Annotated in this window: 7 protein-coding genes and 3 tRNA genes; 2 read left to right on the forward strand and 8 right to left on the reverse strand. The window is 58.9% G+C overall.

Features of this window, described 5'->3' with window-relative positions; genetic code table 11:
* Positions 1 to 94 precede the first annotated feature (94 nt).
* Entirely contained in the window at positions 95 to 1102 is a 1008-nt protein-coding gene (locus DW913_RS07390) for a hypothetical protein (RefSeq protein ID WP_117798099.1), read from the reverse strand.
* Positions 1103 to 1406: 304 nt separating this feature from the next.
* Here DW913_RS07390 and DW913_RS07395 point away from each other — a divergent pair, with 304 nt between their 5' ends.
* Both DW913_RS07395 and DW913_RS07400 read left to right on the forward strand, forming a co-directional pair.
* Positions 1407 to 2096 (forward strand): trimeric intracellular cation channel family protein, encoded by a 690-nt coding sequence (locus tag DW913_RS07395; RefSeq protein ID WP_233506807.1) that lies wholly within the window; start codon positions 1407 to 1409, stop codon positions 2094 to 2096.
* A gap of 106 nt (positions 2097 to 2202) precedes the next feature.
* A complete protein-coding gene (locus DW913_RS07400; protein ID WP_117798101.1) occupies positions 2203 to 3348 on the forward strand; it encodes a polymer-forming cytoskeletal protein in 1146 nt (381 codons plus the stop codon).
* A 129-nt stretch (positions 3349 to 3477) separates the two neighbouring features.
* On the opposite strand, the gene typA is transcribed toward DW913_RS07400, so the two are convergent.
* From typA to DW913_RS07435, 7 genes are all read right to left on the reverse strand, one after another.
* Positions 3478 to 5316, reverse strand: coding sequence for a translational GTPase TypA (gene typA / locus DW913_RS07405; protein WP_117798102.1), 1839 nt, complete (start codon positions 5314 to 5316; stop codon positions 3478 to 3480).
* Positions 5317 to 5433: 117 nt separating this feature from the next.
* A complete protein-coding gene (locus DW913_RS07410) occupies positions 5434 to 5883 on the reverse strand; it encodes a hypothetical protein (protein WP_089572580.1) in 450 nt (149 codons plus the stop codon).
* A gap of 30 nt (positions 5884 to 5913) precedes the next feature.
* Entirely contained in the window at positions 5914 to 6270 is a 357-nt protein-coding gene (locus tag DW913_RS07415) for a hypothetical protein (protein ID WP_117798103.1), read from the reverse strand.
* A gap of 30 nt (positions 6271 to 6300) precedes the next feature.
* Positions 6301 to 6801 carry a bifunctional nuclease family protein gene (locus DW913_RS07420; RefSeq protein ID WP_117798104.1) on the reverse strand — a complete coding sequence of 167 codons (501 nt, stop codon included), beginning with the start codon at positions 6799 to 6801 and terminating at the stop codon, positions 6301 to 6303.
* A gap of 158 nt (positions 6802 to 6959) precedes the next feature.
* Positions 6960 to 7036: transfer RNA gene (locus DW913_RS07425), tRNA-Ile, on the reverse strand.
* Positions 7037 to 7040: 4 nt separating this feature from the next.
* Positions 7041 to 7116 (reverse strand) — tRNA-Ala (locus DW913_RS07430).
* A gap of 67 nt (positions 7117 to 7183) precedes the next feature.
* Positions 7184 to 7260, reverse strand: a tRNA-Ile gene (locus DW913_RS07435).
* Between the last annotated feature and the right edge of the window lie 81 nt (positions 7261 to 7341).

A 7341-nucleotide genomic window follows, 5' to 3' on the forward strand; every position in this document is an offset into this window, starting at 1 on the left:
TTCCCCAAACATGTACGTCACCCTCCAAAACCGACATTTTTCGGCATCTTTGAAGGCTGACGTACACGTTTGGATTGAGCTCACGGGAGTGGCACTATTCGGAAGGCGCCTCTTCGTCTCGCATGCCTTTCCAGTTGCGGATTAGCGCCTTGCGTAGTTCGTTTTGCTCTCGCTGGTAACCGGTGTCGGTACAGCGAGGCATGCCGAGCGCTTCGCGAATGTTGTTCATGGCGCGGTGAAAGGCGAGCTGGCTGCCGAACTGAGCCGAAGTGAGCGTAACGATTCGATATCCCATTTGGGAGAGAACGGCCTCTCGCTCCGCATCTGCTCCCTTGCGCTCGAGCTCATCGTGAAAACCGCCCTTATATTCGATACCGAGCTCCCTGCGCTTATAGGTCACGAGCGCATCGATTTTGAGTGTTCGAGCTTTGGCGCAATGCCTGAGACGTTGAGGGATCTCGAGCGGTTTGTTGAGTTCGATACCTCTAATGCCAACGCCGCCTTCGCTTGTTGGGAGCGAGAGGGCAATTGCCGAAGCGGTCTCCATAGGCGAGGCCGAGTGATCGTAGATGTGCCTGAGCGCGAGCCGTGCACGTGTGGCACCGGGTTTGCCGGGGTGCCGATCGAGCAGTTCGGTTATTTCATCCTTGGAGGTGGTGGCTGGTTGCTCGGTATAAGGGTCGGCGGGATTGAGCCTCATGCGATAATCGCCGCAAACTTCATAGCCATATTCGAGATATTCGATTCTATCCATCCACTCGGCAGCGAGCACGAAGGCGAAGGCTTCGTCGGTGATGAAGATTCCGGGCGTCAACTCGTTAATATGCGCGTAGGGAAGATTTTGTCCAAGAATGTGGCAAACGACGCCTTTGGTACGAATTCGCTCAAATTCGAATACAACCGCGATATCGATAGTCTTAAGCATATCGGACGGAATGCCGCAGTCGGTAAGGGCCTGTCGTATGCGCGCAACACGTTGCTGGGTGGAGATGCCTTGTGCGCCTATCTGGTAGTCGTGCCGCGCAAGAGACTGAACCAAATTCTGGGGTGCATGATGGACAAGCCATGCGGTTTTATGCGAAATGAGAACAGGGGTATCCATTGAGGGCCTCTCGCTCTGAGCCGGTATCCAACTCTTATGTCCGTTGAAGTGGGGAAATATACCGGATGTGAGTAAATCAACTCACTCATGCTGTGAGCTCAATCCAAACATGTACGTCAGCCTCCAAAGATGTCGAAAAATGTCGTTTTTGGAGGCTGACGTACATGTTTTGGACCCTTGGCATTCCAGCAACGCCACGCCCCCACCCAGTCCCAACCGTTTGCCGAGCAATAGGGTCTCAATCGCCTCCAACCATGTACTATGTACGGGCATTGTTCAAACCCGAGAATCAAAGGACCTCATCTTGCCCGTCGTCGCCGCTATGACTGTTACTTCACACGCCTCGGATGCCATGGTCGCTATCCCATTTTGGCTCGAGATGTTCGCCGTTGTCGCGGCATCGATCTCGGGCGTGCTGGTCGCTCGCGAGCACAAGCTCGACCTGGTGGGCGCGGTCGCACTCGCCGTGGTCTGTGGCCTGGGCGGCGGTCTATTACGCGACATGACACTGCAAGTGGGCAACGTCTACATCCTCAACCAGCCGATGGCACTACCACTTTCCATTGCCACGGCGGCCATTATCTACATCTTCCCGGCAATCGTCGATAAACCCGAGAAACTCATTCCCCTGCTCGACATCATCTCGGTCGGCATCTATGCGGCAACCGGCGCGGACAAGGCGTTGGTCTACGGCTTTGCGCCGGCCGTATGCATCATGATGGGCTTTTTCACCGCGGTGGGCGGCGGCATGTTGCGCGACGGCTTTATGGGCGTGGTTCCGGGCATTTTCCAACGCACTAACTTTTATGCCATCGCGGCCATCGCCGGATCGGCAAGCTATGTAAGCCTCGTCATGAGTGGCTTGGTCAGCAATGTCGCCGCGCTCGTCGTATGCGTTGTCGTGACCATGGGTCTGCGCTGGCTCTCGCTGCGCTTTGACATCAAAAGCCCCACCGAGGAAGACATCGCGCGCTTCTTGCATCGCAAAAAGTAGACAGCACGGCACGACCCTTCGAAATGCAACCGAGAGGTTCTTTTAGAGCGCCCGCGCGTTGGGTACCCTGTTAGATACATGTCGAGTATCTAGCGAAGGATTCACTATGCCTTACAACCTAGCACCGTCGTCCCGGCACCGTAAAGTGCAGGCGCGCATCGCCCTCCTATTCGCACTGATTGCACTTGCGCTAATCGTACTTCCCACGACTTCATTCGCCGGCACAGATACCGCCGGAAACGTGCTCGCGACCGAAGCTGACTCCACCCCGTCCGGGGTCGAAGGCGACCTGTACTGGGCCGGCCAAAGCCTCAACTTAGACGATGCCTCCATCGGCCGCGATATTATCGCGGCGGGCGAGAGCCTGTCGATTCGCGATTGCACCGTAGGCGGCGCCGTTCGCCTGGCGGCGCGTACCATCGATATCGCCAAAACCGCAATCGATGGCAGCGTGACGGTAGCCGGCCAGCACGTCGTCCTTAACACCGGTAGCACCGCCAACTGTTTTTACGCGGCAGGCGAGACGGTCGCCCTGCGCGGCTCCGCTAAATCGGCGGCGCTCGCCGGCGACACCGTTACCATCGATGGCACCGTCGATGGCGATGTTGAGGTCTGGGCCGACAAGCTCATCCTGGGCAAAAACGCCCGCATCACCGGCACGGTGAGCGCCCACGTCTCACAGGATCCCGAGCGGGCAGAGGGTGCCCAGGTCGGAGCCCTCAAGATCGACCGAACCGAAAACGAGGACACCTCTACGGTCAACGACATTATCGGCGGCATCGTTGCCGCAGCGCTTTCCACCGGCTTTGTCGCCATCCTGCTTGAGCTTGTCTTTCCGCGCGCAACCGCCAGTGCCGCCGGAATGCTCCACCAGCACCCCACGCCACTGTGGGTGAGCGGTCTTCTGGGTACGATTGCTGTCGTCCCCGCCGTCCTGCTGCTGATTATCTCTATCGCTGGTCTGTCGCTTGCCGGAACTCTCTTGTGCGGTGTTATCGGCATCGCGTTGGTATCGAGCGCCTTTGCGGGGTGCGCGATCGCACGCATGGTCGGACACAATCAGAACCGCTACACCATGGCCGCCGTGGGCGGTATCGTCGCGGGCGCACTCACGGCACTTCCTCTTATGGGCAACTTTGTCAGCGGTGTAGCCTTCGTCTTCACGCTCGGCTACGTCATCCAGATCATCTGGCGCAACGCCCACCTCAAGCCGCAGCAGCCGGCTAACACGCCAGGACTCCCCACCGCCTAACCACCAATCACCGCAAAGGGGACAGGCACCTTTGTGGTGGTGAAGGCCTTCTCAATCCCCGTGCACCAAAAAGGGCGCCGACCATTGCGGTCGACGCCCTTTCTTATTGGCGGTTATAAGCCCCAGCGCTTATTTGTTGACCTGGCCAGCGCGGACGGCTGCCTTCTTACGGTCGGTGGCGTTGAGCAAACGCTTGCGCAGGCGGATGTTCTTGGGAGTAATCTCCACCAGCTCGTCGTCGGCGATGTACTCCAGCGCCTCCTCCAGAGAGAAGGTGCGAGGCGGCACCAGCTGCACGGAGATGTCGGAGGTCGAGGAACGCTGGTTACCCAGGTTCTTGGTGCGGGCGATGTTGACGACCATGTCGCCGGCCTTGCTGCGCTCGCCCACGATCATGCCCTCGTAGCACTCGGTGCCCGGCTCAACGAACAGCTGGCCGCGCTCCTGCAGCGTACCCAGAGCGTAGGCAACGGCCTTCTCGGTGGTCATGGAGATCATGGCGCCGTTCTGGCGGTTGCCGATCTCGCCGGCGTAGGGGCCATACTCCAGGAAGGTGTGGTAGAACACGCCCTCGCCGTGGGTGACGTTCATGATGCGGTTCTTAAGACCCATGATGCCGCGCGTCGGGATCTTGAACTCAAGATGGGTCACGATGCCCGAGGTGTCCATGCTCGTCATGATGCCACCGGAGGTACCGAAGACCTCGACGACCTTGCCCGAGTACTCGTCCGGGCACTCGACAACAGCCTGCTCGACGGGCTCCAGCTTGTTGCCGTTCTCGTCCTTCTTAAACAGAACGCGGGGACGGCCGACCTGGAACTCAAAGCCCTCGCGGCGCATGGACTCCATCAGGACGGACAGGTGCAGAATGCCGCGGCCAGAGACCTCGACGCCGCTCTTGTCCTCGAGCTCCTCGATCTTCATGGTCACGTTGTTCTCGGCCTCGTTGAACAGGCGCTCCTTGAGCTGACGGGCGCCCACAATGTCGCCATCACGGCCGACGAGCGGAGAGGTCGAAGCCTCAAAGACGATGGACAGGGTCGGCGGGTCGATCTCGATGGGCTCGAGCTCGACGGGGTTCTCGGGGTCGGTGTAGACATCGCCGATATCGGTGCGGTCAATGCCCACGACGGCGGCGATGTCGCCAGCGCCGACTTCCTGGCACTCGGTACGGCCCAGGTAGTCGAAGGTAAAGAGCTGCTTGACGGTAGCGGTAGCACTGGAGCCGTCGTTCTTGACGACCAGAATCTGGTCGCCCTGGTGAATGGTACCGGAGTACACGCGACCGATACCGATGCGGCCAACGAAGTTGGAGTGGTCGATGGTCACACACTGCATGGCCAGGGGCGCGGTCTCGTCAACCTCGGGCGCGGGCATGTCGTCGATGATCATATCGAGCAGCGGGTACATGTCCATGTTGCCGTCCTCGGGATCATGACGGGCAAAGCCGTTGACGCCGCTGGCGTAGATGACGTGCTCCATGGCAAACTCGAGCTGATCGTCGGTAGCGCCCAGGTCGGCCATAAGGTCGAGGCAGTCGTTGTAGGCCTTCTCGGGGTTAGCACCCCGACGGTCGATCTTGTTGATGACGATCATGATCTTGAGGCCGGTGTCGATAGCGTGACGCAGCACGAAGCGGGTCTGGGGCATGGGGCCCTCAAAGGCGTCGACCAGCAGCAGGGCGCCGTCGGCCATACGCAGCACGCGCTCGACCTCGCCGCCAAAGTCGGCGTGGCCCGGGGTGTCGATGACGTTGATCTTGACGTCCTTGTACTCGATAGAGATGTTCTTAGCGAGAATCGTGATGCCGCGCTCGCGCTCCTGGTCGTTAGAGTCCAGGACGCGGTCCTCGACCTGCTGGTTGGCACGGAAGGCATCCGTGGCACGCAGGAGCTTGTCGACCATCGTCGTCTTGCCGTGGTCGACGTGGGCGATGATGGCGATGTTCCTCAGATTGTCTACGCGCATGTAGTTCCCCTATCTTCTATCCATATACAAACGGCACGCGTATGCGACCCACCCAGCAATGCAACGCTCGGCGGGAATATTGAGCCTTTTACCGAAAACTCGTTTATTTTAGCGATTTTAGATGAGAGGGGTTTCCTCACCTGCAGGTTCAGGGTCGCTCCACATAAAACCATCGCCGGCACCCATGCCCTCATACAGCACATATGCCGAAAAACCGCTCTCGAGCGTCGTCTCAAAGAAACTCACGAGCAGAGCGTCGTGGTAGCCGCCGTCAATCTCGACACAGCCGGTATAGCCGATGGCATAGCGGGCGATACGGCCCAGGCCCTCGTCCTTAAGACCCATCTTGTGCTCGGAGATAAAGTTGGTGGCGGCCTCCAGGCATGCCTCCTCGCCATCCTCGTCGAGCGCGGCCAGATAGCGGTTGGAAGCAGCGTCCTCGATCGCCACAACTACGCCCGGATTCTCACCGGCGGCAAGGTCGTCCAAGAACGCACCAATCAGGTCACACACCATGGCGTCGAGCTCGGCGGAGACGTTACCGGCGTCCTGCATATCCTGTGCCATCTCTAGACCTTCCCATCGAATCCGGCGTCGTTACAGTTCTTGTGCCTCGGCAGCGATCTTGGCGGCAGCGTCGCGGGCGCGCACCATATCCATCGCGCGCTTGTCGAGTACCTTGATCTGGTTGGTCAGCATTACCGCATCGACCACACCCCAGATTACCAAGCCTGTTGAAATCGAAAACCCAAGCGCACCAACTGTACCACGAAGACGAGAACAGATTACCGCGACAAGGGCGGAGATGATAACCATCTTGATATAGGAGCCGCGGCGCTCGCGAAGTGTGCGGGCCTGCGTCACATAGGCAATGCGAGCCGCCTCGGATGCCTCCGAGCGCATCTGAGCTTCACACGCGATGGCGGCCGCTTCAGCCGATACGCGGGTACCCATCAGCGACCTCTCCGCTCGCGTGCCAGACATTTAGAAATCATCCGGGGAGAGCGTATGGACGAACTCGTCGAACTTCTCGAACTCCTGCTCGTCGTCAACTTCCTCGGCATGGGCAGAAACGGTACCCAGGCGATTCATGATGTCGTCCTCCACAAACATGGGGGCATTACTGCGCACGGCAAGGGCGATGGCGTCGCTGGGGCGGGCGTCAATCTTGCGCTCGTCACCATCGACCAGCACAACAATCGTCGCATAGAACACCGGCGGCTCGGCACGAACGATCTCGATGCGCTCGAGCTTGGCTCCCAGGGCATCGACGGTGTCAAGCAGCAGGTCATGCGTTATCGGGCGCTCGGCGCGACCGCTATCGATGCCACGGCTGATTGCCGCAGCCTCAAACGAACCAGTCTGAATGGAAAGGGAACGCAGCGGCGCGGGCGAGTCCGATTTGCTGCTGCGCTCACGAAGCACGATAAGCGATGGCACGGGACCGGCGGCCATGACGATGGTCTCTATGTCGACACGAACCATGGAACACCTCCGGTACGTAGCGGTTAACACACGGCAGGGTCGCCGCATTGAATAGCTATACTACCCAATCTTTCGCACAGCACACAAAACCAAAATGAGATTTATCGCAGACAAGAAAAAAGCCCCGAGGCACGCCCCAGGGCTCTTCACAGTTTTGATGGTGGACCTGACAAGATTCGAACTTGTGACCTCCCGGTTATCAGCCGGACGCTCTAACCAACTGAGCTACAGGTCCATCATGGTGGAGGTTAGGGGGATCGAACCCCTGACCTCAGGCTTGCAAAGCCCGCGCTCTCCCAGCTGAGCTAAACCCCCACGGAGACAGTAATAAACACCCCAGCGGCGACTCGGCTCTCGCTGGGGTGTTTATTGCGAAAGAAAGTGGTGGACCTGACAAGATTCGAACTTGTGACCTCCCGGTTATCAGCCGGACGCTCTAACCAACTGAGCTACAGGTCCATCGCGCAAGGGATATATTAGACGAGTCGTTACGCGCGCGTCAACAACTTTTTTGAAAATCTTTGGAGGGGTTCGCCCCGG

The organism is Collinsella sp. AM42-18AC (assembly GCF_003467965.1).
Taxonomy (GTDB): domain Bacteria; phylum Actinomycetota; class Coriobacteriia; order Coriobacteriales; family Coriobacteriaceae; genus Collinsella.